The 24463-nt window shown below is 64.7% G+C and carries 17 protein-coding genes; 3 read left to right on the top strand and 14 right to left on the bottom strand.

The window, feature by feature from the left end; translation table 11 throughout:
• Position 1 precedes the first annotated feature (1 nt).
• The 6 genes from ACQZF9_RS22630 to ACQZF9_RS22605 all read right to left on the bottom strand — a co-directional run bounded on the left by ACQZF9_RS22630 (position 2) and on the right by ACQZF9_RS22605 (position 10714).
• Positions 2–2260 carry a hydantoinase B/oxoprolinase family protein gene (locus ACQZF9_RS22630; RefSeq protein ID WP_428311214.1) on the bottom strand — a complete coding sequence of 753 codons (2259 nt, stop codon included), beginning with the start codon at positions 2258–2260 and terminating at the stop codon, positions 2–4.
• On the bottom strand, positions 2257–4404 hold the full coding sequence (locus tag ACQZF9_RS22625; RefSeq protein ID WP_428311213.1) for a hydantoinase/oxoprolinase family protein: 2148 nt from the start codon (positions 4402–4404) through the stop codon (positions 2257–2259). Before ACQZF9_RS22625 ends, ACQZF9_RS22630 begins: the two co-directional genes overlap by 4 nt.
• Positions 4401–4850: an acetone carboxylase subunit gamma gene (locus ACQZF9_RS22620; RefSeq protein WP_428311212.1), complete on the bottom strand. Its 450-nt coding sequence runs from the start codon at positions 4848–4850 to the stop codon at positions 4401–4403. Before ACQZF9_RS22620 ends, ACQZF9_RS22625 begins: the two co-directional genes overlap by 4 nt.
• Positions 4847–6805 carry a hydantoinase/oxoprolinase family protein gene (locus ACQZF9_RS22615; protein WP_428311211.1) on the bottom strand — a complete coding sequence of 653 codons (1959 nt, stop codon included), beginning with the start codon at positions 6803–6805 and terminating at the stop codon, positions 4847–4849. Before ACQZF9_RS22615 ends, ACQZF9_RS22620 begins: the two co-directional genes overlap by 4 nt.
• Positions 6806–6909: 104 nt before the next feature.
• Positions 6910–9486, bottom strand: coding sequence for a LuxR C-terminal-related transcriptional regulator (locus ACQZF9_RS22610; RefSeq protein ID WP_428311210.1), 2577 nt, complete (start codon positions 9484–9486; stop codon positions 6910–6912).
• A 208-nt stretch (positions 9487–9694) separates the two neighbouring features.
• The gene (locus tag ACQZF9_RS22605; protein ID WP_428311209.1) at positions 9695–10714 is read right to left on the bottom strand and encodes an NADP-dependent oxidoreductase; all 1020 of its coding nucleotides are present in this window, start codon (positions 10712–10714) and stop codon (positions 9695–9697) included.
• A 933-nt stretch (positions 10715–11647) separates the two neighbouring features.
• Between ACQZF9_RS22605 and ACQZF9_RS22600 the strand changes: the two genes are divergently transcribed.
• Both ACQZF9_RS22600 and ACQZF9_RS22595 read left to right on the top strand, forming a co-directional pair.
• Positions 11648–13270: a hypothetical protein gene (locus ACQZF9_RS22600; protein ID WP_428311208.1), complete on the top strand. Its 1623-nt coding sequence runs from the start codon at positions 11648–11650 to the stop codon at positions 13268–13270.
• A 384-nt stretch (positions 13271–13654) separates the two neighbouring features.
• Complete coding sequence (locus tag ACQZF9_RS22595) at positions 13655–14998, top strand: hypothetical protein (protein WP_428311207.1); 1344 nt, start codon at positions 13655–13657, stop codon at positions 14996–14998.
• A 281-nt stretch (positions 14999–15279) separates the two neighbouring features.
• Here the strand turns inward: ACQZF9_RS22595 and ACQZF9_RS22590 are convergent, their stop codons facing one another.
• From ACQZF9_RS22590 to ACQZF9_RS22575, 4 genes are all read right to left on the bottom strand, one after another.
• The gene (locus tag ACQZF9_RS22590) at positions 15280–15390 is read right to left on the bottom strand and encodes a type II toxin-antitoxin system RelE/ParE family toxin (protein ID WP_428311206.1); all 111 of its coding nucleotides are present in this window, start codon (positions 15388–15390) and stop codon (positions 15280–15282) included.
• Positions 15387–15623 (bottom strand): hypothetical protein, encoded by a 237-nt coding sequence (locus tag ACQZF9_RS22585; protein ID WP_428311205.1) that lies wholly within the window; start codon positions 15621–15623, stop codon positions 15387–15389. The genes ACQZF9_RS22590 and ACQZF9_RS22585 overlap by 4 nt, the downstream gene beginning before the upstream one ends.
• 280 nt (positions 15624–15903) lie before the next feature.
• Positions 15904–16416 carry a single-stranded DNA-binding protein gene (gene ssb / locus ACQZF9_RS22580; RefSeq protein WP_428311204.1) on the bottom strand — a complete coding sequence of 171 codons (513 nt, stop codon included), beginning with the start codon at positions 16414–16416 and terminating at the stop codon, positions 15904–15906.
• Between the two features lie 98 nt (positions 16417–16514).
• On the bottom strand, positions 16515–17585 hold the full coding sequence (locus ACQZF9_RS22575) for a hypothetical protein (protein ID WP_428311203.1): 1071 nt from the start codon (positions 17583–17585) through the stop codon (positions 16515–16517).
• Between the two features lie 259 nt (positions 17586–17844).
• On the opposite strand from ACQZF9_RS22575, the gene uvrA reads away from it, so the two are divergent.
• Entirely contained in the window at positions 17845–20745 is a 2901-nt protein-coding gene (gene uvrA, locus ACQZF9_RS22570; RefSeq protein WP_428311202.1) for an excinuclease ABC subunit UvrA, read from the top strand.
• Between the two features lie 51 nt (positions 20746–20796).
• On the opposite strand, the gene ACQZF9_RS22565 is transcribed toward uvrA, so the two are convergent.
• The 4 genes from ACQZF9_RS22565 to ACQZF9_RS22550 form a co-directional block, all read right to left on the bottom strand.
• Positions 20797–21207 carry a hypothetical protein gene (locus ACQZF9_RS22565; RefSeq protein WP_428311201.1) on the bottom strand — a complete coding sequence of 137 codons (411 nt, stop codon included), beginning with the start codon at positions 21205–21207 and terminating at the stop codon, positions 20797–20799.
• Between the two features lie 105 nt (positions 21208–21312).
• On the bottom strand, positions 21313–22230 hold the full coding sequence (locus tag ACQZF9_RS22560) for an alpha/beta hydrolase family esterase (protein WP_428311200.1): 918 nt from the start codon (positions 22228–22230) through the stop codon (positions 21313–21315).
• 240 nt (positions 22231–22470) lie between these two features.
• Complete coding sequence (locus ACQZF9_RS22555; protein WP_428311199.1) at positions 22471–23436, bottom strand: ABC transporter ATP-binding protein; 966 nt, start codon at positions 23434–23436, stop codon at positions 22471–22473.
• A 103-nt stretch (positions 23437–23539) separates the two neighbouring features.
• The gene (locus ACQZF9_RS22550; RefSeq protein ID WP_428311198.1) at positions 23540–24331 is read right to left on the bottom strand and encodes an ABC transporter permease; all 792 of its coding nucleotides are present in this window, start codon (positions 24329–24331) and stop codon (positions 23540–23542) included.
• Positions 24332–24463 lie beyond the last annotated feature (132 nt).

The following is a 24463-nucleotide window of genomic DNA, read 5'->3' as shown; positions in this document are numbered from 1 at the left end:
CTCAGAGCGCCGCGGCGACGCGCCGCTTCAGTGCCTGGTTTTCCGCCTGCAGCGACGCGATCAGCACGTCCTTGGGGTTGAGCATGAACTGGCTCTGCAGGGCCGCGCCCGGCATCGTCACGCGTTGCCCGGCCTGGATGCCGTAGACCACGCCGGGGTCGTCCCAGGCACCCATGTACGGCAGGTTCGACGGCGGCTCGGGCGTGACCCAGGTCTTGACGAAGTCGTCGTAGGGCTTGCCGCGGGCGATGCGCGCGCGCCTCTCGTCGGCGCGCATTGTCCTGGTGGCGTCGGCATCGACGATGCGGCTCGCCGGATCGAACGCGACCTTGTAGATGTCGCGCGCGGTACCGGCCGAGATCAGGTCTTCCTCGATGTCCTGCATCACCTGCGCCGGATCACGCTGCAGCACGTCGCCGTAACCGCCGCCGGCGCCCTGGCACATCATGTACAGCTCGCCGGGCTGCGCCAGCTCGAAGGTCATGCCCATGTTGTGCGTCGAGTAACTCGCGTTCTCGAACGGCTGCGTGTTCATCAGCTCGATCAGATCGAAGCTGAATTTCTCCGGATTCTTCTTCAGCTCGTCGAAGATGTTGATGCCCTTGATCTTGCACAGCGGATAAGTCGGCGAAGCGTAACCGCCGAAGAGCGGCATCGCCGACGAGAACAGCGAGCCCGAGCAGCCGGTCATGAAGCCCCACAGGCCCGAGCGGCGGAAGGTATGGATCTGCTCGTAACCCAGGCCGCTGCGCATCTTGCCGAAACCGACACGGTCGCGCGCCAGCGTGAACGCGCCGAGCCGCACCATCGGCAGGTCCTCTTCCATCAGCTCGATCTCGCCGAGGTCGCAATGCGCGGCGAAAGGCGGCGACACCGAATGCTCGCCATCGCGATGGCCGCGGCCGCCCTGCCCCATGCCGTTGATGTCCGCGCAGAAATTGCCGACGTATTCGCCGTGCTGGGTCAGGCCGCCGTAGATCAGCGTCGCCGGCTGATCGTACTGCGGCGCGACGATCGCGGTGTAGCGCTGCGGCAGGCTGTAGTTGAACTTGGCCATCGGGATGCAGGCGATGGTCATGGTCTTGAACAGCGGAATCAGGCTCATCGCCTGCGGCGTGTCGAACGAGCCGTTGATCAGCGAGTTGCTGTCGAAGATGAAGTCGAACGGCGTGAACACGGCCATCGTGAACGGAAGATCCGGCCAGATGTTCTGCATGAAGCCGGTGAACAGCATGGTCTTGAACGAGGCCTGCGCCGCGTTGATCGAGCGGTTCAGCAGCTCCGGCGAACTGCCGCGCATGTCGACGATCATGCGCTCGCCCTGCACGGTGATCGCCATGTTGAGCTTCAGCAGCACGTTTTCGCGCAAGGTCGAGTCGGCAAACGAGATCGAGCGCATGGTGCCGTCGGGCAGCTCGCGGATGCGCCGCCTGACTTCGACGACGACGTCCTCGATGTGCTTGCGCAGCGTCACGATCAGCGCTTCCTCGCCGTGCTCCTCCAGCACCTTGAGCACGCGCTGCCGCAGCCGCAGCACCGAATGCAGGCGCACCTTCATGTCCTCGAGCTGCAGCTTGGGATCGCGTACCGAGTTCTGCAGGAAGGTCACCAGGTCGCGCTTCAGCTCGAAGTTCTCCACGATCTTGAACGGCGGCATCTTCAGGCCTTCGTCGAACTTGCTTTCGGCCGCGGCCGGCATGCCACCGGGCTCGCAGCTGCCGTTCTCGCCTTCGTGGATCGTCGCCGACAGCCAGCAGACGATGTGGCCGTTCCAGAACACCGGCATCATCATCGACTGGTCGGTGTTGTGGATACCGCCGTAGCGCGCGTCGTTGTGGATGAAGCCGTCGCCTTCGCGCACGCCGACGGTAGGCTCGCCGACCCAGTACTTGTTGATGAACTTGATCGGGTAGAACACCGCGGCGGCGAAGCCGCCGACACCATGCGGCGCGATCATCGACTGGTCGCCGGCGGCGGTGAAGATCGCGGTGGTCATGTCGCCCCACTTCGCGCCCGGCGCCGCACCCATCTGCTCGATCATCGTATTGCTTTCGTCGAGCGCGGCAACGATCAGGCCGCGCACTTCGTTGACCTTGTGCGGATCGACCGGAGCGCTCAGCAGCCGCTCCTCGACGGCGCTGCGCGGCTCGATGCGGTGGTTTTCCATGATCGCGGGATCGGGAGCGAAAAACAGCTTGTTCTGCACCAGAAACTGGTCGAGCAGCGCCTGCTGCCCGGCGTCGGCGCCAAGGTCGTTCATACCGTGTCTCCTGATTCGATCATCGTGAACCACACCGCGTTCTGTCCTGCCGCCTGAAAGCGCCAGCCCGGCTCGACCAGGTAAGTGGTCGCGCGGGTGACGACGATCGCCGGACCGTCGATCGCGGTGCCGGGCCGCAGCGCGGTGTCGTCGTAGATCGCGGTCGTCTGCGCGCCGTCATGGCCGACGAAGTGGCACTTCCGCTCGCCCACGGCGGCGGGGGGCGCGAGGCGTGTCGCCGACGGCTTGATGCCCTTGAACGAAATACCCGGATTCTCGACGTAGGCGCGCACCCGGATGGTGTTGATGCGCACGCCGGCCTCCGGCGTCTGGCTGCCCTTGCCGAAGCGCTCGCCGTAGCGCAGGTGGAACTGCTCGATCAGCATCAGCACGTCGCGCGGCTGGCTGATGCGATTGAGTTCGGTGACCACCGCCGTCTCGACGCGCTGGTTGCCGTAGCGCATGTCGAGTTCGAGCTGATAGCGGATCTGCGCCGGCTCGAAGCCCTGCCGTACCAGATCCTCGCGGCCGCGCCGCTCCAGCTCCTCGACGATGCCGTTGAAGCGCGCATAGTCGGAAAAGAAGCGGCGCTGGTTGGCGTCGAACAGCGGTGTCCAAGCGCTCATTTCGTGGATGTGCAGCTGGCTCATGTTGCCGGCGCCGACTGCCGAGAACACCGATGCGAACGGCGGCGCCAGGATGCGCCTGACGCCCAGTGCACGCGCGATACCGCAGGCATGCAGCGGGCCGTTGCCGCCGTAGGCCAGCGTGGTGAAATTCTCCGGCTCGTAGCCGCGTGTGCGCAGCTCGCGTGCGATACCGTTGGCCATGTTGGCATCGACGGTGGCGCGGATCAGCTTGGCGCAGGCGATCACGTCCAGATCGAGTTCATCGGCCAGATGTTCCTCGACCGCCTGCCGGGAGCGCCGTGGATTGAGCTTGATGTGGCCACCGGCGTAGTTCGCCGGATCCAGATAGCCGAGCAGCAGATCGGCGTCGGTCACGGTCGGCCGCATGCCGCCGCGGTCGTAGCAGGCCGGGCCCGGATCGGAGCCGGCCGATTCGGGGCCGACCTGCACGGTCTGGAACATGCGGTCGTAGCGGCAGATCGAGCCGCCGCCGGCACCGAGCGTGACCAGGTGCACCATCGGCACGCTGACCATCCAGCGCTCGATCACCGGATTGAAGTCGTAATGCTTGACGCCGCCTTCGACGACGATGCCGATGTCGAAGCTGGTGCCGCCCATGTCGGTGGCGACGATGTTGCCGAGCTCGGCCTGAAGCGCGAGATGCTCGCTGGCGGCGATGCCCGACACCGGGCCGGAATGCACGGTCTGCAGCGCGTCGGTCGAATTGAGCTGCGCCATGCCGCCGGAATTGTGATTGCACAGCATCGGCTTGTCGTAGCCGGCGTTGCGCAGGTTCAGCTCCAGCGTGCCGAGGCCGTGATACATCGCCTGGTGCAGGAAGCCGTCCATGATCGTCGACATCGCGCGCACGTATTCGCCCTTGCGCCCGGCGACCTGGTGCGACAGCAGCATCGGAATCGCACCGAGCATGTGCCCCGGATATTCTTCGAGAAACACTTCGCGCACGCGCAGTTCGTGTGCCGCGTTGACCACCGAATTGGCGAGCACGACGACGATCGCTTCCGCGCCCTTGTCGACCAGCTGGCGGATCTTGTCGCGTAGGTCGTCCTCGTCCAGCTCCATGACCACGTCGCCGGCAAAGTCGATGCGCTCGCGTACCTCGAAGATCATCGGGATCGGCACGATAGGATCGGGCCGCTGCGCGTTCGGCACGTCCATCTGCTGCTGGTGCGACAGGCCGACGCCGTAGCCCTTGGCGCGCGACAGCGGCACCGAGGACTTGTAGCCGGCCGTGGTCAGCAGGCCGAGCCGCGGCCCCTTGCGCTCGATCAGTGCATTGGTGCCGAGCGTGGTCGCGTAGCGCACCGAATCCACCTGCGACAGCAGCTCGCGCTCGCTGAGCTGCAGCGTCTTGCAGGCATTGCCCAGCGCCTCGTTGAAGCCCAGCGCCAGGTTCTGATGCGTGGTCAGCGCCTTGGACTCGATGCAGCGCTCGTCCCAGGCGACGAAGCAGTCGGTGAACGTGCCGCCGATGTCGACCGAGACGCGCCTCATGCGCGATCTCCGCTGTTGCCTGCGGCGGCCGGCAGCGCCTGCGCATGATGATGCGCATGCGCGTGGCCGCGCGGCGGCTCGCTGAGAATCACCGGCTCGCGCACTTCCTCGCGATCCTTCCACTGCAATTTCAGCGCGTCGATGTCGAGCTCGATGTCGCGCACCGGCGGATGGCCCGGCGGCAGATATTCGGTCTCGATCATCGTGCCGCAGTGCGGGCAGTAGTACTCGAGAATGCGGCACCACTGCGGATCGGGCGCATAGGTGATCGCGTATTTCGCCGGATCGAGCAGCGGCTTGTGGATCTCGCGCGGGTCGCGGTCGTAGACCAGCAGGCCGCGCTTGTAGTTGTCGCGCGCCGAGATCAGATCGGCGCCGCAGTCGCGACATTCCCAGCGCTCGCGATCGAGGTCGATCCTCAGATTCTCCGTGATCAACACTTTCATGCGCGGCTCCCTGGCTTTGCATTGGATACGTTGCTCGATTCGCGGCTCAGCAGGATGTCGCCGCCGTCGTTGAACTCGAAACGCCAGCCGGCATCGATCCGGCAGGTGAAGAAGGCTTCTTCCAGCACCGCCGGCCCCGCCGCCGACGCGCCGGCGACCTGATCCTGGACTCGATACAGCGGCAGATCGGCGGCACGCTGCGCGATCACCACGCGGCGCGTACCCGCCGCAACCGCGGCGCTGCGCGAAGAGCCGAAGCGCCCGCGCAGTTCGGGATGGCCGATCGGCTTGACCACGCTCAGCATCAACGACAGCTGGCAGGCATCGCCCGCCACCGGCAATTCGCCGTCGAAAGGCAGCAGCTCGTCGCGGCCGCCACCGCTGACCTGCCACCGGTATTCGAGCCGGCATTGCTCCAGCGCGAAGCCTTCCGCCTGCAGGCCGCGACGGGCGCGTCGCGCAAGCGCGTCGACTGCCGCCTCCAGGCCCGCCCGGTCGCGCGTCGCCAGCGGCGTTTCGTAGTCGTGCCCGATATCGGAAAACCCCAGCCCGTAGGCGGAAAACACCGCGGCGAGGCCGGGAATCAGCACCCGCGATATGCCGGCCGCTTCGGCGATGCGGCACACCACGAACGGACCGGCGCCGCCGAACGCGGCCAGCGTCGTGTCCGCCGTCGGTTGGGTGAACTCGCGAATGCCGGTCGCGACCTTGTCGACCCAGGCCTGTTCCATCGTGGCAATCGCCTGCGGCTCGCCGATGGCCAGGGGAGCCGAGACTTTTTCGGCGATCGCGCGGCGTGCGCGCTCGATGTCGATCTTCAGTTCACCGCCGAAGAACGACGCCGGATCGAGCAGGCCGCTCAGCAGGAAAGCGTCGGTGATCGTGGCATCGGTGCCGCCGAGCGCGAAGCATGCCGGGCCGGGTGCACTGCCGACGCTCTCCGGCCCGACGCGCAGGCCGCGATCGCCGGCCGGCTTGATGATCGAGCTGCCGCCGACACCGACGCTGACCACATCGCACAGCGCAAACGACACTTCGACGCCCTCGACACGGCCGCGACGATCCGCACGCACGCAACCGTCACGGACCTCGCCGATGTCGGTGGTGGTGCCGCCGATGTCGATCGACAGCAGATGCCGGAAGCCGTAGTGCCCGGCCAGGGCGCGTGCGCCCTCCATGCCGCCGCGCGGTCCCGAGCTGTAGGTCTTCAGCGCGACCGTCTTGGCGACGCGCGCCGAGTGGCCGTCGTTGCGGAAGATCAGCAGCGGATTGCGTGCCTTGCTGTTGCGCAGCTTGTGTTCGGCGTTGTACAGAAAGCGCTCCATCGCCGGATGCAGAAAGGCGTTGAACAGTGCGCTCCAGCTGCGCCGTACATCGTCGGCGTCCTCGACCAGCTCGCTGGAATACAGGATCGGAATCGCGCCGAGCAGGTGTTGCGGGAATTTGCGCAGCAGCAGGTTTTTCAGCCGGTTTTCGCTGCGCTCGCGGTCTGCGCCGAAATGCGCGACGACGATACGGTTGGCGCCGGCCGAGGTCAGTGCGTTGATCGCACGCACCGCGGCGGCCTCCAGCCGCTCTTCGTCCAGGCTGGTGTCGAGGCGGCCGACGCGCTCGCCGACCAGAGCGGCGAACAGCTGCGCTGCGTGCGCATCCGGCTGCAAGGCGCGCACGTCCGCCGCCGCGCTCAGCAGCAGACCCAGGCGCGGGCCCTTGCGCTCGACCAGCGCATTGGTGCCCTGGGTCGTCGAATAGCGCAGGTGGTCGGTGGTCGACAACAGCGACACCAGATCTTCCGCACCGTAGATCTGCACCGACACCTTGAGCAGGCCGTCGATGAAGCACTTGGACAAGTCGAAAGGTGTGGTCAGCGTCTTGGTACGCCACACCGCCGCGCCCTCGGTCACGCAGATGTCGGTCAGCGTGCCGCCGTTGTCGATATTGATGAGTTTCCCCACCGTCTCCTCCGCATGGTTGCCCCGCTTCGTCCGGCGGGTGCAGCCATGCTCGCGTGGGTACACGCGGGTGAACCCACCCTAAGGAGCGGGTATCGATACGAAAGCTAGTCGGAGAGGCCCTGGCTGCGCATCAGCGCGATCGCCTGTACGCGATTGGCGATCTGCAGCTTCTGGAAAATATTGCGCAGATGCCATTTGACGGTATTGGTCGACACCGACAGCCGATCGGCCAGATCCTTGTTCGACAGGCCTTCGGCGACGAAGCGCATCAGCCGGCGTTCGCGCTCGGTCAGGCTGGCGATCAGCCCGGCGGCATCCACCGCCGCGGCGACGCCTCCGGCCGAGGCACCTCCGGCGACGTCGAGCAGATGGCCGACGTGGCACAACACCGCATCGGGCTTGAGCCCTTTGGGCAAGGCGGCGCGGTGCGCGTGCAACTGCTTGATCAGCGCGAGCGCCGGCGCGCCCTCGTCGAGAAACGAGCGCACGAATCCACCCGCGGCGCCGATCTCCAGCGCCTCCAGCAGCGTGCGCCCGGCGAGATTCGACCTGCCGGCAGCCTGGCAGGCCAGCGCCATCAGCAACTGCAGTTTCATTTCGCGATGACGGCGGCGCGCGGTAGCCGCACGGCGTATCTCACCGGCCAGCAGCAGCCGCGCCTCGGCATGGCGGCCGGCGGCGATCAGCCAGCGCGCATAGCCGATGGTGCAGGCCTCGGTTTCGCCGGCATGGAACATCAGCAGGCCGTCGCGCGGCTGCTCGCGGCACTCGGCCGGCAACTCGCGCAGCCAGCGCTCGGCCTGGTCCAGATTGCCGTCCAGCGTCGCCTGCCGCGCCAGCTCGGCATGCGCATACACCACCAGCCGCGGCAGCGAATGGCGGTAGCCGACGAACAGCACGCGCTCGATGCCTTCTTCGGCATCGCCGCGCCGCCCGGCCAGGTGAGCGATGCGCGCTTGCGTCAATGTCATCGTCGCCACCGCGTCGACGATCGCCTGCTGCTCGACCAGCTGGCCGTACTCGTTGACCAGGCGCGTCGCGTCTTCCAGATGGCCCTGCTCGTACAGGCCGCTGGCCAGGTAAGCGGCGACCACCGCGCCCGCCGAGACCATGCCGGAAGCGCGCTCCTCGGTGCGCCGCAGCGCCGCCGCAAGACCGCGCACCGCGTCGTCGACACGGCCCTGCGAGGTCAGCGCCATGCTGGTGATCGCGTCCTGATAGGCCTGGCCGAAGGCATGCTGATCGCGATCGTGCAGCGGCCGCGCGCATTGCATCAGCCGGCGCGCTTCGTCGAAATCGCCGCGACCGACTTCGAATATCGCGCGCGCGTTGAGCGTGATGCCGTAGCGCCAGCCGTTGCGGTCGAGCAGATGATCCGCCGCATCCGCGGCCGCGGCGCCGAGCTCATCGATGCGGTCCTGCGCGGCCAGCACGAACAGCCGCGACACCTTGTGCGCACCGACCCTGGCGCGATCGCTGTCGTCGCGCTGCAGCTGCGCCGCGTGGCACGCGAGCAGCTGATCGGCCTTGTCGAATGCACGGCGGAAGCCATACGCAATGATCGCCGCATGTACCAGGTTGTCGTGCGGCAGCATCGCGTCGATCGCGAGGCGGTCGGCATAGCGCTCGATCAGGCCGAGGCGCTCCTGCGCCAGCAGCTCGTCGACGAATTGCGCCAGCCGCGCGGCGGCGCGCTGCTCGTCGCCGGCTTCGAGCCAGTGATGAATCACTTCCTCGCGGAAATCCTGCGCCGCATACCACTGCGCGATCACGCGATGGCGGCGTTGCAGATCGCCGGCCGGAAACTGCTGCGCCGCGCGTGCCAGCAGGAACTGGCGGAACAGATTGTGAAAACGGAACCAGGTACCGCCCAGATCCATCTGCGCCAGGAACAGGCCGGCGCGCTCGATCTCGGCGAGGCGCTCGGCACCCTGCGGCATGCCGGTGATGTGCTCCACCAGCGCCGGGCTGAGCTTCTCCGGCACCGCCAGCTCCAGCAGCAGGCTGCCGAGTTCCGGCGCGAGATGGTCGAAGATTTCGGCGGCCAGAAAATCCATCAGCTCGCGGGTGATGCCCTTGCCGACCGCGGCCTCGCTGCGGAAGCGGCCGCCGCGCTTCAGGCACAGCCGATACGCCTGCAGCGCCGCCGGCCAGCCGTCGGTGAGTTCGTGGATCGCGGTGATATCGGCGGCATTCAAGCTGCCGAACTCGCGAAAGAACTCGAAGGATTCGGCTGGCCGGAAGCACAGCTCCTCGTTGCTGATGACGACCGTGCCTTCGCGGATCTGCAGCCGCGCCAGGCGCGCGGTCGGCAGCACGCGCGTGCCGACGCAGAGCTGCACCGACTCCGGCAGGCTGCGCAGCAGCTGCGCGAACATCGCGTCGAAATGCGCGCTCGCGGCGCTCTCGAAGTTGTCGACCACCAGTACCAGCCGCCGGCCGATGCGCGTGATCGCATGCAGCACGTCGCGCAGGGTGCCGGGGCCTTCGATGCGCGGCTCCGCGCGCCGCGGCTCGCCGGGCAGGCGCTCGACCGCATCGCACAGCAGCCGCAGGAAATAGGCGGCGTCGCCGGACGAGGAGTCCATGCGCACCCAGGCGACACTGTCGCCGCAGGCGATGCGCCGCTGGCAGTGCTGGCGCAGCAACGAGGTCTTGCCGAAGCCCGCCGGACCCTGCACGACGATCAGCCGCGGCGGCGGCGACAGCGACAGTTTTTCCAGCAGCCGATGGCGCAGGATCGCGCCGGCCGCCGCCTCGACGGCTGGCGCGGCCGCGGCTGTCTTGCGCGCCGCTCGCCGGCGCGGCGTCGCTGCTGCGATGGTGCTCAGCGCCGATCCCCCGTTGACGTCGTGTTCACGCCGGGATGCCGACTGCGCCGCAGCGCGCTCAGGATTCCGGGCCGATCCTCACCAGCACCTTGCCGTTGTTGGCGCCGGTGTACAGCATCTTCAGCGCATCCACCGCGTTCTCCAAGCCCTCGGTGATGTCGAGCCGGTAGTTGAGCCGGCCTTCGAGCATCCAGCCGGCGAGCTGCGCCTGATACTGCGGATAGCGATCGAGATAGTCGAGGATCACGAAGCCCTCGACACGCAGCCGCCGCATGATCAGGTTGCGGAACATGTACGGGCCCGGGATGCGATCACCGGCGGCGGAGTTGTAGGTGGAGATCAGGCCGCAGATGACCACGGCGCCGAAATTTTTCATCACCGTCAGGCCGGCGTCGAGCATGTCGCCGCCGACGTTTTCGAAATGCACGTCGACGCCGTCCGGTGCGAGTTCGCGCAGCCGCGCGACGACGTCGTCGCGCTTGTAGTCGATGGCGTGGTCATAGCCGAACGACTCGGTCAGCATGCGGCACTTGTCCGGGCCACCGGCGATGCCGATGGTCCGGCAGCCGTGAATCCTGGCGATCTGGCCGACCAGCATGCCGACCGCGCCGGCCGCCGCGGTCACCACCACGGTGTCGCCGGCCTTGGGCCGGCCGATTTCCATCAGCCCGACCAGCGCGGTGGGGCCGGCGATCGCCAGTACGCCGAAAGCCTCGGCGAGTTTCAGGCCCGCAATGCGCGGTACCAGCGACAGGCCGCTGCCGTCGCTGAGCGAATAGTCCGACCAGGGCACCAGCCCGGCGACCAGCGAGCCGGCCGGAAATGCGGCGTTATGCGACTCGATGACCTCGCACAGTGCAAAGCCCTTCATCGCCTCGCCGGGCCGCACCGGCTCCATGTACAGATCCCAATCGCCCAGCCAGAGCCGGTTGGTCGCGTCCATCGACAGGTAGATCGTGCGCAGCAGCAACTGCCCGGCCCCGGCTGGCGGCAAGGCCTCCTCCCGCAGCAGAAGGGTGTCGGCCTCGATGTCCTTGGCAGGACGCCGGTTGAAGTACCAGCGGCGGGTGTGGGTCATGGGCAGCTCGGCGGGACCGGGTTACCCAGTGTCGACCCGCCACTGGCGCACGGCCCTACCCGAAAGGATGGCCGGCGGCGGCCACGCTCACAAAATGGCGGCTACGTCGCCGGAACAGCTCCGCGTCCAGCCCCGGATGCGGGCGCGCCGCTCAGAACGGGTAGCGGCTGCCAGTCTGCACGCAGTAGTCGAAGCCGGCCGGCCGCGCATAACGTTGGGGCAAGAAAAGAGCCCGACTTCCAGGGGGAAAAGTGCGGGCTTTTTACCAACAGTTTTAGCGTTTAGTCAGACTCAGAACGGTAGTGCACACAATCGGTTGGCGAAAGTATCTGGGTGGGTTAGTTGACGGTCTGGCTGCATCTTTTCAGCCAATTTTTTTACATACATATTTCGTAAATGTGTAACCGCTATCGGTGTGCCAGCGGGACATATCGCAATGTTTTGGCGCGCGCCGCGCCATGCTGCGACCTTGATTCGAGAGGCGCCGTCCGGGCGCACGACAGATGATCGGAGCGCGCCTACACGGATCCTCCGCCGTCCCTTTGCGGGCGCCACTAGGCCGCCCGCAAATCCGCTTGGCGGTGGCGACGACATAGGCTCTATTAACAATCAAATTCAGACTCTGCTCCCAACTCATTGAACGAGTTAGGAAATGGGGCGACGTGTTCTGCGTAACGATCAATGGGACCGGATCAAGGATATGTTGCCCGGGAAGGAGAGTGATCCAGTTCATCACTGGGCGTCCATATGTAATTGGTCCCGCCAGCCGTGCCCCGGACCAACGAGATGTGCCCCGCACTTTTAAGGAATGCTCCGGCCGTTGTGGCATCGTTGCTGCTGGCCTTTTTCGTAAGGTCAAGTTCGTAGGGCCGTGTCGTTGCGATTTGCGCGGCCATCAGTAAGCCGATCGAAAACTATGACGGGGAAGCCTCAATGTTAAAAGGCGCGTTCGTCGCCGGTATGGCGACACTTTTTTTACCGTGGGCAATCAATGCGGCAGCTGCCAATCCCGCAGTGCATTTGATTCCGGAGGACGACGGCGTGCTTGCGGTGAATTCCAGCGGTATCCCGCTTTGGCATCGCTACATTGATCTATCCCAGCCGCTACAAGTCGAAAGCCTGCCAGGCGGTGATTTTTCGATCAACGGCGACATCCGCATCTCATCGACCGGCAGATTAATGCCATCGACGGCGGACGGCGCTCTCCAATTTACTGAGCGTGAGCCTGCCTACGTATGGACAATGCCCAATCCTGTTTATGACACACCTTCAGGATCCTATAGTCCGCCCGTATTCGATTCCAAAGGCAACGCTTGGACGCTGATACAAGATGGCGCCGCCGGCAAAGCGCGCGTCATGCAGTATGTTGCAAAAAAAGGGGTTTGGAAAAGCATAAAGACCCTTCCTCTGGTTTGGTCGACGGCGCATCTCGAAGTTGACGTGCTTGGGAACGTCACGATTGCGCTCATTACGGCTTCAGAAGACACCGGTTGGTCGATCAACGCCGTTCGTTATGAACCGGATATGGGCTGGAGCAAACCCGAGGCAATCTATACCGAGCCCTACACGCCGAACGCATTCCTTAACTATGACGTCGCGTCTGATAAATCAGGCAACGCGGTGATCGCGGCTGAAAACGCTTCATTAGGCGCGATCACGCTGGTCTATTCAATTGAAGCCCATGCATGGCAACCGTACCAGCAAGCGCCGTTGCCCACTAACTTTGCGGGAGAGCAGACCAACTACATCGCCTTGTCGCGCAGCGACAATGGCAAGTATTTAAACCTCGTCTATCTCGCACGCGTGCAGAGCAAACCCAAACTCGTACAGCGCGCTTACTACGGCAGTAGCTTCGATCGTAGTACCTTGAAGTTTGGCCCTGCTGAATACCTACCAGGCTCGCTTGGCATCGCTGGCGATGGCAGCAGCTCTACCGAAAACTATCTCGATCAGGTCAAAGCGGTCGTCGACAACAGCGGGACGGCCACCGTTATTTGGAGCGATGGCGGAAACGTACCTGTCCAAGCTTTGGGCGTTTACGCCAATCGGCGCGTTGGCGGCGTCTGGAAAGATGCCTCCCGCTTGTCCAAACAACATCTCAACATGACGACCGACTTCTCCAGCATCGAGGTCGATGCCGACGGCCGGGTGGCTGGGTGCACCACGGGCGGGACTTCTCAGAGCGATGGCACTGCCACCACCGATTTTGTCGTCTTTAAATTTATCCCCAATACCGGATGGTCGACCGACATACCTGCCAGTTGGGCAAGGGGCCTCACAACCCGCACCCGTATCGCGTGGATCGGTAGTGGAAAAGCGGTTGGAACCTATATGGTTGCGCCCGATAGCGACGTGGGCTACCTCGGACTCTCGTATAGCGTATTCGATGGCATGCAATGGGGCGAGAGCGAAACCGTAACGCCCGAAGTTACCAACGCCTTTTTTCAAAGTGTCGCCTCGACTGAAAAGGGGACAACGCTTCTGGAATTTGATCCGAGTGTGGATGATCAGACCGTCACCAAGGTGTACGCCTCATTCCTGATCGGAGCGCAGTAAAGATCTCGTGTGCCGCCTCGGGAGGGAGGTACGCGATGGCTCGTTGTTTCATTTAAAAAGGTGGGGGATATGATGGGGAAGACTTCGCTATATACGCTTTCGCTCGCGACAATCTTGCTAGCATTGGTCGGTACGCCTGAAACTTGCCTTGCTCAGGTCATCGAAGGACCGGGGGTCACACCCACTGCCGGCTTATGCCCGCAAGCTCACTGCACGGCAACACTATCTAACAACGCCGGCACCACGCCGCCGGCAGGCGGCAATACCTTGGTTCTCGACAAACCGTTCAACAACGGCGGCAGTAGTGTTGGCCTGGGGTGCTCAAGCAACGACACAATCGTCGCCTGTTCTTACGCGACCGCTACTGGCGATGAAGATACTTAAGTGCGCGTGTTCGATGCCAGTACTTACACGCAATACGGCGACAGCAATAACATCTTTGTTCCCTCCGCATTCGGCTCTGCCCCAATCGTCTTGTCCGATGGCGGGGTAATCGCAGCCGATGCTAAACGAGTTGGATACCGTCCGCCGGGCAACAACACGACATGGATTACCACCAGAAAAAAGACCACCGACACTACGCCCGTTAATGACGATGGCACCCCGGTCAGCCCCGTCCTCGTAGGATCCAAAATTGTTTTCATAGCTGAAAAGTGTCCGATCGGCTCCTCGCCAACGACTGCACCAGATTGCGGAATCTCGACCTACAAGGTCGTGCAGTCCGGAACAACCGTTACCTCACTTGATCTAAAGGCTTTCAAGCGGTTGAAAGTTGGCTCGAATTACTATGAAACGCTGAATACGCCGACGGTGGATCTCGTTCACAATCGCGTGTATATCGCGGCGTCAATCATCTGTCCCGCATGTGGATTGAACCAAGATCGAGACGCAAAAATTTTCTCTGCCGATATTGACCCTGCGAGCGGCGGGATTTCCAATCTGACTGCCATATATAGCTTTACAGGACCTGGTGGCGCGAGTCCTGTGCTGGTCGTAGGTGAGCAAATTGGAGGCGTTACTGGTAACGGCATCTACTTCGATGGTCAGACTCATTATGTTCCGCCAGCGACCCCGGATTGCAGCGCATCGGTCGCCACCGCGTCGGACTACGCCGGTTGCTTTTATAAAATCTTTGACACGACCGCAGGCACCACGCCGACCGTGATTGCCTCAGCAGTTTGGGTGCACAGCTATCGCGGAAGCACCTTTCAGGCGGGCGGTGCGTTGGATCCGCGTGGCGGCCTTTGGGTATATCCCTTCTTTCAAGCTGGCAGTGGCGATCCGCCGACTTGTGTCTATGGCGCACTCGACCACGGAAACTGCTTGATTAGGCTTGATCAAACCACTGGCAACGTGGTCAGCGGTTCTGAAACCGACCTCACGATGCTTATTAACGGGTTTACGACAACACCTACGCAAAGAAAATACGCGTTTATGCCTTCGTCAGCTTTAACGCTAACAAGGAACCTCTCTACTTCCAGCTATTATTTGACCATGGGAGCGATGAAGGCCTCCGCTGGGAACTATGGCACTGTGCCATCGGTGGTCACGGTCAACGTGACCTCAACACCAGCGCTCTATTCGACAACGCAGACCACCGTCATCGGCGCCGATACACCGAGCCTTCCTTCGCCAGCCAACGGGCAGTTTCCCGTCGTAACAATCGGCACCCATCAGAAGACGGTGTTCACCGGCCAATCATTTGGCCCATATTTTTTTGGAAACTAGGCAGGCTCTTATGCCGAAGCATGTGTGGCCGAGTTTCTTACGGGCCTGTGAGTGCAGGCAGGGTCTGCAAGAGTAAGGCTGGCTGCAAAGGACGAGGCAGGCGTCAGACGGGATGGCGGGGCGCTTACAAAGATTCAGCCAATTCCTCTCCCCCTCAGCATACTGCGGGCGGGAATAGAAAGAGTCGCGTGCTCAGTCGTCCGCGGGACTGGGCTATTTTTTTATTGCGTGCACAGGAAACCTCCGAGTGGCGGTGTTGACCGCCGGCTTGTTGGTTCGCTTCACAAAAGCGCGTCGATCTGGCGGCGCGCCGCCGGCGGATTGTCATTGGCGATGAAAGCGCGGAGCCGTTGCAGGTCGGTCGCCGCGCGATAGGTAAAGCGCAGCCTCACCGTGGAAGCTGCGGCGCTTCAAGCTCGTGGTCGGTGCCCCAGCTGTCGATCCAGCGCAGCACCTCGTCGCCGTCGACGACGCGCCCGGCCTTGATGTCGGCCAAGCCTTCGTCGGCTTCTGCGCGCACGGCCGCCTGGTAAGCGACATCGCGCCAGGTCGCATTCTCGGGCAGATGATCGATCAGTTCATGAGCTTTCTGCTTGAGGGTGGCAGCGGCGCTGGGAGTGGGCACGGTGATTTCCTCGAAAACGGCTTTCAGTGTAGACGCTGGGCCTGCGCCAGCGAAGCCTCGGCGCCTGTGTCGGCGGCAAAATGTCCCCCAATTTTGCGAATCCGCGCCTTCACGCATTCCGCTTCTTTTATCGGATGTGTCCGGAAAATCGGGGGAAGGTCAGAGGTAGCTAATAAGTAGCAGATAGTCTAGCTACAAACGCACCACTGACTTTTTCTATAACTATCTGTAAATAAATAATATAAATACAAAAAAGCAACAGATAAAAGGGTGGTAGGCCCTAAAACGGGATATCGTCATCCTCGAAGCCGGCGTCCTGGGCCGGGGCCGGCGCGCTGCGCGGGGCGCCGCGTTCCGGGGCCGCGGAAGAGCGGCCGCTGCCGCCGTAACCACCGCCACCGCCGCTGGAGCGCTCGGAGCTGCCGCCGAATTCGGCGCTGCCGCCACCGCCGCCGGTCTTGCCGTCGAGCATCTGCATTTCGTTGGCGTGGATCTCGGTGATGTAGCGATCCTGGCCGCTGGTCTTGTCCTGATACTTGCGCGTGCGGATCGCGCCTTCGACGTAGATCTTGGCGCCCTTGCGGCAGTACTGCGCAACGATTTCGCCGAGCTTGTTGTGGAACACCACGTTGTGCCACTCGGTGCGTTCCTGCTGGTTGCCTTCCTTGTCTCGCCAGGAGTCGGAGGTCGCCAAGGTGATGTTGGTGACGCTGCCGCCGTTGGCGAAGGATTTGGCTTCGGGATCTTTGCCCAGGTTGCCGATGAGAATGACCTTGTTGATACCACGAGCCATGGGAGTCCCCTGATGCGATGAACCCTATTGTAAGAGGCTCGGCACCGGCGCGAATAGCGATGCGGTCGGCGAAACCGCATCGCCGCCCTGCAGGCGTCTCAGAAGCCGCAGCCGCCGTCGGCCTTGGCCTGGTCGAGCTCCGCGCGTGTCAGCGTACCGTTGGAGCCGCCCTGGAACTGGTAGCTGGCGCTGCCGTCGTTGTTGAACACCACCGTGACAGCTGCGCTGCTGGTGCTGAGCTTGAGCGTGCCGCCGTTGATATAGCTGCCGGCGTCGTCGCTGGCGGTGGTCAGAGTCGCGGTGGTGTCGGCGGTGGCGCTGCCGCCGTCGCACTTGCTGGTGTGATAGGCGTAAGGCCCGTCGAGGCTGTAGGCGGACGAGGTCTTGCTGGTGGCGACGTAGAACGGCGTGGAACCCGAGCCCAGGTCGACTTCGCCGCTGCTGGTCAGGCCCAGTGCGGACACGGTGTAGTCCAGCGAGATGATGCTGCCGACGGTTCGCAGGCTGTCGGTGCTTTGGGATTCCTCGGTACCGGTCGCCTTGAGCACGACCTGCGCGCCGGCCGAGCCGGTGGTGACGGTTGCCTGCAAGGGCGTGCCGCCGCTGCCGGCGATCAGGTAACGGTAGTCGGCGCCCTCGATCGCCTGCAGCGTGCTGCCGACTTCGGCCGCGCCATCGAGCGTCGCCTGATAGCTGACGCCGCTGCTGTCGTCGGTGCGGGTGCGCTTGCAGGCCGCGAATGCATGGAGCTGATAGGCAACCGATCCGCTCAGGTTGCCGAAGTAGGCGAAGCTGCGCGTCTTGGTGCCGCTGGACTGGGTGTCGGTGCCACCGTCGGTGCAGGGCGAATCGCTGGTGGCGGCAGCAGCCGACATCGCCTGGGTCGCCAGCGCGCGCGGGCTGGCCGAGGCTGCAGCAAAAGCCGACGAACCGTCGATGGCACCGGACAGCGTGTCGAGCGCGCCGACGGCCGAACTCAGCAGCGAGACCTCGCGCAGCACATCGGCTTCGCTGGACAGCGGTACCGAGCCGTCGTCGGGCGAGCCGCTGTCACCGCCACCTCCGCCGCCGCCACAGGCGGATAGCGCCAGGCACGTCAGGGACAATAGCGCGGCAGACAGCTCGAAACCTGCAGTCCGCTGCAGCGGCTGATGGTACTGACCTTCCATGGCATTTCTCCCTGTCGACGGTTCGCCCTTGGTACGCCGCCCGTGGACCGCGCGTCAAGGCCGATGCGGCGCCGCGGAGCCGTGCGGTGTCGAACAGCCGACCAACAGCGCGCAGCGGGCGCACCACGATGCGCCTTGATTCCCGTCGTCCCGGCCCGATAGTCCTGGGCCACCATCCGCTTTTGAGCCGCGGCATGCTCCCTGCCTATAGTAGGGGCTTGCCTTCGCCGGCTCCCCCTGTAGGCCCGACCGGAACCCCATGGACTCCATCCGCATCCGCGGTGCACGGACGCATAACCTGAAGAACGTGTCGCTGGATCTGCCGCGCGACAAGCTCATCGTCATCACCGGGCTTTCGGGCTCGGGCAAGTCCTCGCTGGCATTCGACACGCTCTACGCCGAAGGCCAGCGCCGCTATGTCGAGTCGCTGTCGGCTTATGCGCGGCAGTTTCTGTCGATGATGCAGAAGCCCGACGTCGACACCATCGAAGGCCTGTCGCCGGCGATTTCGATCGAGCAGAAGTCGACCTCGCACAACCCGCGTTCGACGGTCGGCACGGTCACCGAGATCTACGACTACCTGCGTCTGCTGTTCGCGCGCGTCGGCACCGCGCGCTGCCCGGATCACGGCGTGGTGCTCGAGGCGCAGTCGGTGGCGCAGATGGTCGATCACGTGCTGGCGCTGCCGGAGAATTCCGCGTGGATGCTGCTGGCGCCGGTGGTGCGCGGCCGCAAGGGCGAGCATGCGGAATGGTTCGAGCAGATGCGCGCGCAGGGCTTCGTGCGTGCGCGTGTCGACGGTCGCGTGTACGAGCTGGACGAAGTGCCCAAGCTCAACCGCAAGCTCAAGCACGACATCGAGATCGTCGTCGATCGCTTCAAGATCCGAGCCCGCGGCGTCGCTGGCGACGCCGCCACAGATCAAGGTCTCAAGCAGCGTCTCAGCGAGTCCTTCGAGACCGGCCTGAAGCTGTCTGAAGGTCTGGCCTTGGTCGTGCCTCATGGACCCTCACCCGCCCCTTCGGGGCAGCCTCTCCCGGAGGGAGAGGGCAACAACGGGCACACCTTCTCCGCGCGCATGTCCTGCCCGCATTGCGGCTACTCGCTGGAAGAACTCGAACCGCGGCTGTTTTCGTTCAACGCACCGCACGGCGCCTGCCCGACCTGCGACGGCCTGGGCACGATGCAGGTGTTCGACCCGGACCGCGTCGTGCATCACCCGGAGCTGTCGCTGGCCGCCGGCGCGATCCGCTCCTGGGACAAAAAAAACGCGTACTACTGGCACTTCATCTCGTCGCTGGCCAAGCACTACGGCTTCGATACCGACAAGCCCTGGAACAAGCTGACCAAGAAAGTGCAGGAGCTGATCTTGAATGGCAGCGGCGATGAAAAGCTGCCGTTCCAGTATCCCGACGAGCGCGGCCGCATCGTCACGCGCACGCACAAGTTCGAGGGCATCCTGCCGAATCTCGAGCGGCGCTACAAGGAAACCGAAAGCGTCGCGGTGCGCGAAGAACTCGCCAAATATCTGTCGAACAAAAGTTGCCCGGATTGCGGTGGCGATCGCCTGAATCGCGCCGCGCGCAACGTCTACGTTGCCGACACGCGGCTGCCGCAGATCACCTCGCTGTCGATCCGCGAAGCCGAAGCTTTTTTCCTGAAAATGAAGCTGCCCGGCCACAAGGGCGAGATCGCCGACAAGATCCTGAAGGAGATTTCGGCGCGTCTCGGCTTCCTCAACAACGTCGGCCTCGATTACCTCACGCTGGCTCGTTCTGCAGAGACGTTGTCGGGCGGTGAAGCGCAGCGCATTCGCCTTGCGTCGCAGATCGGCGCCGGCCTGGTCGGCGTGATGTACGTGCTCGACGAGCCCAGCATCGGCCTGCACCAGCGTGACAACGAGCGACTGCTGAAAACCCTGTTCCGGCTGCGTGACCTGGGCAACACCGTGATCGTCGTCGAGCACGACGAGGACGCCATCCGCCAGGCCGACTACGTCGTCGACATCGGCCCCGGCGCCGGTGTGCACGGCGGCCGCATCGTCGCCGAAGGCACGCCGAAGCAGGTCATCGCGAATCCCAAATCGGTGACCGGCCGTTACCTGTCCGGCGCCGACGGCATCGAGGTGCCGAAGCAGCGGCGCAAGGCCGATCCGAAAAAGAAGATCGTGATGAGCGGCGCGCGCGGCAACAACCTGAAGGACGTGACCGCGGAAATTCCGATCGGCCTGATCACCTGCGTCACCGGCGTGTCGGGCTCCGGCAAATCCACGCTGATCAACGACACGCTGCTCGGCTTCGCCGCGCGTGCGCTGAACAACGCCGGCACGCGTCACGCCGAATGCGACGAGATCGAGGGCCTGGAGCATCTGGACAAGGTCATCGACATCGACCAGTCGCCGATCGGCCGCACGCCGCGCAGCAACCCGGCGACCTACACCGGTTTGTTCACGCCGATCCGCGAGCTGTTCGCCAGCGTGCCGGAGTCGCGTGCGCGCGGTTACGAGGCCGGACGCTTCAGCTTCAACGTCAAGGGCGGCCGCTGCGAAACCTGCGAAGGCGACGGCCTGATCAAGGTGGAGATGCACTTTCTGCCGGATGTCTACGTGACCTGCGACACCTGCCGCGGCCGCCGCTACAACCGCGAAACGCTGGAAGTGAAGTACAAGGGCAAGAGCGTCGACGAAGTGCTCGACATGACCATCGAAGACGGCCTGGCCTTCTTCAAGGCCGTGCCGAACCTGGCGAAGAAACTCGAGACCTTGATGGACGTGGGCCTGAGCTACATCAAGCTCGGCCAGAACGCGACGACGCTCTCGGGCGGCGAGGCGCAGCGCATCAAGCTGGCAAAAGAGCTGAGCCGTCGCGACACCGGCCAGACGCTCTACATCCTCGACGAGCCGACCACCGGCCTGCACTTCCACGACGTCGCGCAGCTGCTGAAAGTGCTGGAGCGTCTGCGCGAACACGGCAACACGATCGTGATCATCGAGCACAACCTCGACGTGATCAAACGCGCCGACTGGATCATCGACCTCGGCCCCGAAGGCGGCAGCGGCGGCGGCGAGATCATCGCCACCGGCACGCCGGAAGACGTGGCCAAAGTCGCGCGCTCGTATACCGGGCAGTTCCTGAAACCCTTGCTCAAGCGCAGCAAGTAACGGCGGAAGCAGGGCGGGAGCGGCCCGCCCTGCCGATCGCCAGTTCGATCGCTAGTTGTCGTCGCCCAACTCGACGTAGGGCTTGCCCAGATTCAGGCGCAGCGTGATGTCGCTGCTCTTGCTGAAGTCGATCCCCGGCCAGACCAGGCTGGCGCCCTGGCGATCCATCAGCTTCAGATCCCATTTTTCGACCGAAGCGCCACGCGGGATGGTGATGTCGGCGTCGTCGCCGTCCAGCAGCTTCTCGCCCTGCAGCAACTCGTCCTGCCAATCGGCCGACTGGTTCGGCGCGGCGTACAGCGCCTTGATGTCGACACCGGTGCGGTTGTGCAGGATGAAGCTCAGATCGTCCTGCGGCGCGGCCTGGACCACGCCGCAGGCCATACCCAGGGCCAGCGCGGCGGCGAGCCGCAACCGGTAGCCGATCGCCGTCGCGCGCGCTGCTATGTCCTGGTTCCGCATGCTCAACTCCTGGTGCCGGCGTCGATGCGCCCGGTTCTCGCCTGTTCTGGCGGGCGACAGTTTACCGGGCGCGCCTGCGCAGCGGGTGGCCCGCCGCCGCCGCGTTCAGCGGCTGAAGCGCTTGACGAAGTTCCAGATGGTCAGCGTGCCGTCGATGTCGAACGTGGTCTTGCCCTGGTAGCTCAGGTTGTAGGGCGAGCCCGGCCAGGTGTGGCCGCCGTTGTTGATCGTGTACAGGCTCACCGAGTCGCCGGTGGCGCAGCCGAGATAGCTGGTCAGCGTCACCGTGGTGCCGTCGGTGGTCGACAGATCGGCCAGGTTGCTGACCACCGGCGCGGCGCCGCAGCCGTTGATCTTGGCCCAGTGCTTGGCCGAATCCGGCAGCGTCAGCGAGATGCCGTAGGGCGTCGGGCTGTACTTGGTGATGGCGTCGGCGGTGCCGTTGAGCAGCGCCATGGGCGTCGCGAAGCTCGGGCTGGTGCAGACCGAAACCAGGGTCTTGAGCATCGTGCCGGAGACCGCGGCGGCGGCGGCGATCTTGTCCGGGCGGTCGCAGGCATAGCGCAGCGTCATCATCGCGCCGTCGGAGAAGCCGGTCATGTAGACGCGCTTGGCGTCGACCGGATACGCGGCGACCGAGTTGTCGATCAGCGTGGTCAGGAAGCCGACGTCGTCGGTGGTGCTGGTGTCGGTGGGATCGTCATGCCAGCTGCCGTCGGCGACCGGCGGCACCGCGACCCAGATGCCGTAGTCGCGCACCAGCTCCTGCACTTCGGTCAGCGTCGACATCGCCTCGGGCGTGCCGCCGTTGTAGTGCAGCACCACCAGCAGCGGCACCTTGGTCGTGGTGCCGCTGCTGGGCTTGAAATACAGCGTCGAACGGGCGACGCCCTGGTAGGTGGTGGTGACCTTGAAACTGCTGACGCCCTTGATGACGACGAACGCCGACGCGTTCGAAGACAGGCACAAAAAGCCCAGCGCCAGCAGGATTTGCAGCAGGTGATTCCGAATGACCTGAAACATGACGCTCCCCTTGGGTCGGTGTGCGCGCAGAGTGGCAGGGCTAAAACCGAACGACGCGTCGGGGACGATACGCGGCAGCGGACGTCGGGATAATCGGCGGTTATCACGATTTCTCGATGTCTTGTCCTCTCCCTCCGGGAGAGGGTGGGCGCAGCGCCGGGTGAGGGCCTTCGAGGCGCAACGAAGTGTGATGTGCCGGAGACGCCCTCACCCCTGCCCCTCTCCCGTTGGGAGAGGGGTTTAACCCGGCGCGACGGGATACCGGCATGCCGCGCCGTGCTGCCACGGCGGTGGCGACTCGCTGCAATCGGCGCGTCGCTGCGGGCAGCGCGGCGCGAAGCGGCAGCCGGCGATGGCTTGGCGAGGATCCGGCGGCTGGCCCGGCAGCGCGTCCAGCGGCAGGCCGGCCGGATGCTGCATCGTCGGCCTCGCGCGCAGCAGCGCCGCGGTGTACGGATGCCGCGGCCGCTGCAGCAGCTCGCGCGTGGCGCCGGCCTCGACCACGCGGCCGGCATACATCACCAGCGTGCGCTCGCACAGCCGCGCCATCACGCCGAGGTCGTGCGTGATCAGCAGGATCGCCAGGCCGCGCTCGCGGCGCAGCTCGTCGAGCAGGCCCAGCACCTGCGCCTGCACGGTCGGGTCCAGCGCCGTGGTCGGCTCGTCGGCGATCAGCAGCTGCGGGCCGGCGATGATCGCCATCGCGATCATCACGCGCTGGCGCATGCCGCCGGACAGCTCGTGCGGATACTGCTGCAGCCGCTGGGCCGCCGCCGACACGCGCACCGCGTCCAGCGTGCGCGCGGCCTCGGCCCAGGCCGCGGCGCGCGACGCGCCGCGATGCGTCTGCAACACCTCGGCGAGCTGCACGCCGATGCGCAAATACGGATTCAGGCTGGCCATCGGATCCTGAAACACCATCGCGATGCGGGCGCCGCGCAATGCACGTCGACGCGCCGCCGACAGCTGCAACAGATCTTCGCCGTCGAACATCAGGCGCCCGCTGACGCTCGCGCTGGCGCCGCTGAGGCCGAGCAGCGCCAGCGCGGTCTGCGACTTGCCCGAGCCCGATTCACCGACGATGCCGAGCGTGCCGCCGGCCGCGATATCGAAGCCGACACCGTCGACGACGCAGACTTCGCCGCGCGCGCTGCGATGCTGCACGCGCAGGTTCTCGACCGACAGCAAGGGCGCGCCGTCGCTCATCGGTCATTCCCGCGTAGGCGGGAATCCAGCGACGCCGCGCTCGAACCTGCAGGAACTGGATTCCCGCCTGCGCGGGAATGACAACCGTGGAACGGCATCGCGTTCATCGCCGCCGCCGCGGATCGAGCGCATCGCGCAGCGCGTCGCCGAGCAGGTTCAGCGCGAGCAGGGTCGCGGCCAGGAACGTCGCCGGGAAAATCAGCGCGGCCGGCGCCACCTCCATGTCGCGCGCGCCTTCGCTGACCAGCGCGCCCCAGCTGGTCGCCGGCGCCTGCACGCCGAGGCCGAGGAAGCTCAGGAAGGCTTCCATCAGAATCACCTGCGGTACCGTCAGCGTCGCGTAGACGACGACCACGCCCAGCAGGTTGGGCACGATGTGCCGCGTGATGATCTGGCGCGAATCGTTGCCGGAGACGATCGCAGCCGCGACGAAATCGCGCTGCTTCAATGCCAGCGTTTCACCGCGGACGATGCGCGCCATGTCCAGCCAGTTGATCGCGCCGATCGCGATGAAGACCAGCAGCAGATGGCGGCCGAACAACAGCATCAGCAGGATCACCAGGAACAGGAACGGCAGCGCGTAGAGGATGTCGACCGCGCGCATCATCAGGCTGTCGATGCGGCCGCCAACGTAACCGGCGACGGCCCCGTAGGCGACGCCGATCAGCAGCGACACCAGGGTGCCGACCACACCGACCGCCAATGAGATGCGCCCGCCGACCAGGGTGCGCACATACAGATCGCGGCCCAGAGAATCGGTGCCGAACCAGTGCTGCGCCGACGGCGGCGCGGACCAGACGCCGTCGAAGTCGATGCTGTCGAAATCCCAGGGCGCCAGCCACGGGCCGACGATGCACAGCAGGGCGACTGCGATCAGCAGACCAACAGCGAACATGGCCCAGCGCTTGGACTTTGGCGCGTCGATGCTTGGCGATGAGTTCAGCATGAGCGATGGATCGTGCGCCGAGGCAAGGCGTGAGGAGGAGTCATAGCAGCGCTATGGCGACGACGAACAACGCCGCATCGG

The organism is Hydrocarboniphaga sp., from assembly GCF_965279055.1.
Lineage (GTDB): Bacteria > Pseudomonadota > Gammaproteobacteria > Nevskiales > Nevskiaceae > Hydrocarboniphaga.
Note: the sequence above shows the minus strand (reverse complement) of the source record. Positions and strands in the feature narration are given on the sequence as shown.

Coding starts and splice junctions, on each gene's coding strand:
- ACQZF9_RS22620 (WP_428311212.1), bottom strand. CDS start 4,850: ATGAAAGTGTTGATCACGGAGAATCTGAGGATCGACCTCGATCGCGAG.
- ACQZF9_RS22600 (WP_428311208.1), top strand. CDS start 11,648: ATGTTAAAAGGCGCGTTCGTCGCCGGTATGGCGACACTTTTTTTACCG.
- ACQZF9_RS22565 (WP_428311201.1), bottom strand. CDS start 21,207: ATGCGGAACCAGGACATAGCAGCGCGCGCGACGGCGATCGGCTACCGG.
- ACQZF9_RS22605 (WP_428311209.1), bottom strand. CDS start 10,714: ATGACCCACACCCGCCGCTGGTACTTCAACCGGCGTCCTGCCAAGGAC.
- ACQZF9_RS22560 (WP_428311200.1), bottom strand. CDS start 22,230: ATGTTTCAGGTCATTCGGAATCACCTGCTGCAAATCCTGCTGGCGCTG.
- ACQZF9_RS22625 (WP_428311213.1), bottom strand. CDS start 4,404: ATGAGGCGCGTCTCGGTCGACATCGGCGGCACGTTCACCGACTGCTTC.
- ssb (WP_428311204.1), bottom strand. CDS start 16,416: ATGGCTCGTGGTATCAACAAGGTCATTCTCATCGGCAACCTGGGCAAA.
- ACQZF9_RS22555 (WP_428311199.1), bottom strand. CDS start 23,436: ATGAGCGACGGCGCGCCCTTGCTGTCGGTCGAGAACCTGCGCGTGCAG.
- uvrA (WP_428311202.1), top strand. CDS start 17,845: ATGGACTCCATCCGCATCCGCGGTGCACGGACGCATAACCTGAAGAAC.
- ACQZF9_RS22630 (WP_428311214.1), bottom strand. CDS start 2,260: ATGAACGACCTTGGCGCCGACGCCGGGCAGCAGGCGCTGCTCGACCAG.
- ACQZF9_RS22550 (WP_428311198.1), bottom strand. CDS start 24,331: ATGTTCGCTGTTGGTCTGCTGATCGCAGTCGCCCTGCTGTGCATCGTC.
- ACQZF9_RS22575 (WP_428311203.1), bottom strand. CDS start 17,585: ATGGAAGGTCAGTACCATCAGCCGCTGCAGCGGACTGCAGGTTTCGAG.